The 2,127-nt window shown below is 67.4% G+C and carries 2 protein-coding genes; both read left to right on the forward strand.

From position 1 onward, the window contains the following. Positions 1–65: 65 nt before the first annotated feature. Positions 66–1,271: an IS21 family transposase gene (istA, locus tag ACWIDW_RS14795; protein WP_071644251.1), complete on the forward strand. Its 1,206-nt coding sequence runs from the start codon at positions 66–68 to the stop codon at positions 1,269–1,271. Next, on the forward strand, positions 1,271–2,065 hold the full coding sequence (gene istB, locus ACWIDW_RS14800; RefSeq protein ID WP_071644253.1) for an IS21-like element helper ATPase IstB: 795 nt from the start codon (positions 1,271–1,273) through the stop codon (positions 2,063–2,065). The genes istA and istB overlap by 1 nt, the downstream gene beginning before the upstream one ends. Positions 2,066–2,127: the final 62 nt, after the last annotated feature.

A 2,127-nucleotide genomic window follows, 5' to 3' on the forward strand; every position in this document is an offset into this window, starting at 1 on the left:
TGTCGGCGGCGCTCGAAAACTGGACAGTTGCGGCGCTTGAAAAGTGAACACTCGACGATTGGAGTGTGATCACTTTGGAGGACTGGGCACTGATTCGCCGGCTTGCCGGGGAGGGTGTGGCGAAGGCGCAGATCGCGACGAGGTTGGGGATCTCGCGGACGACGGTGTATGCCGCGTTGGCGTCGGATTCCCCGCCGAAGTATGAGCGGACGGCGGCGGTGACGTCGTTCACGCCGTTCGAAGCGCGGGTGAAGGAACTGCTGCGGGAGACGCCCGAGATGCCGGCGACGGTGCTGGCCGAGCGGGTGGGCTGGACGGGCTCGATCCGCTGGTTCCGGGACAACGTGAAACGGTTGCGGCCCGAGCAGCGGCGCATCGATCCCGCGGACCGGTTGATCTGGGAACCGGGCGATGCGGCGCAGTGTGATCTCTGGTTCCCGCCGAGGAAGATCCCGCTCGAGGACGGGACAGTGAAGCTGTTGCCGGTGCTGGTGATCACGCCCGCGCACTCCAGGTTCACCGTCGGGCGGATGATCCCGACCCGCAAGACGGAGGATCTGCTGCTGGGGTCCTGGGAGCTGTTGCAGCAGATCGGCGCAGTCCCGCGGAGGTTCATCTGGGACAACGAGCCCGGGATCGGGCGCGGACCACGGCGGGCGGAAGGTGTTGCGTCGTTCATGGGAACGTTGGCGGCGAAGCTGGTGCTGTTGCCTCCCCGGGATCCGGAGTCCAAGGGGATCGTCGAGCGGCGCAATGGCTGGTTCGAGACCTCGTTCATGCCGGGCCGCTCGTTCGCCTCTCCGGGAGACTTCAACGAGCAGTTCACCGACTGGTTGCAGATCGCCAACGCGCGCACGGTCCGCACCTTGAAGGCGTCGCCGGAGCAGCGCATCAACGCGGACCGGGCTGCGATGCTGCCGCTGCCGCCGGTCCCGTTGCACCTGGGCTGGCGGAACAGGGTCCGGTTGGGGCGGGACTACTACGTCCGCGTCGACACGAACGACTACTCCGTCGACCCCCGCGCGGTGGGCCGGCTGGTCGATGTCGCAGCTGATCTGGACCGGGTCAGGGTCAGGGCCGATGGCCGCCTGGTCGCCGAGCACACGCGGGTTTGGGCGCGCGGGATGACGATCACCGACCCGGCTCACTTAGAGACCGCGAAGGTGCTGCGAGAGCAGTTCCGCGCCCCGCGCTCGGTCGCCGCGGGTGATGATCTCGTCCGTGATCTTGCCGACTATGACCGAGCCTTCGGCATCGGAGGCGGGTTCTGATGGCGACCACCCAGACCGAGACGGTCAAGCAGCTCACCTATCTTGCCGGCTCACTGAAGGCGCCGCGCATCCTCGAAGCCGCAGGCCGGCTCGCGGAGCAGGCGAGGGCCGCGGGCTGGTCTTTTGAGGATTACCTCGCCGCGGTGCTCGAACGCGAAGTGAGCGCCCGCAACGCTTCCGGCGCCCGCCTGCGGATCCGCGCGGCCGGGTTTCCCGCGGTCAAGACCATCGAGGACTTCGACTGGGACCAGCAGTCCGCCGTCCGACAGCAGGTCGCGAGCCTGGCCTCAGGGGCGTTCCTCCTCGAGGCCCGCAACGTGGTTCTTCTCGGGCCTCCCGGCACCGGGAAGACGCATTTGGCCACCGCGTTGGGCGTCATCGCCGCCCATCAAGGCCAGCGGGTTCTGTTCGCCACCGCCACCGAATGGGTCACCCGCCTGTCCGACGCCCACCGGCAAGGCCGCCTGCCGCAGGAACTGGCCCGGCTGCGCCGTTACGGGCTGATCATCGTCGACGAGGTCGGCTACCTCCCGTTCGAGCAGGACTCCGCGAACCTGTTCTTCCAGCTCGTGTCATCCCGCTACGAGCACGCCTCGCTCGTGCTCACCTCGAACCTGCCGTTCTCCGGCTGGGGCACAGTGTTCGGCGACCAAGTCGTCGCCGCCGCGATGATCGACCGCATCGTTCACCACGCCGAGGTAATCACCCTCAAAGGCGCCAGCTACCGGCTCCGAGGCCGCGGCATCGACAGCCTCCCCAGCACCCGCACCGACATCACCGACCCAGCTGACTAAACTGCCAGCAACCGTTCACAATTCGAACGCCGAAACCGTTCAGTTTTCGAGCGCCGCCGACA

It is taken from the genome of Microbacterium sp. NPDC055312 (genome assembly GCF_053645675.1).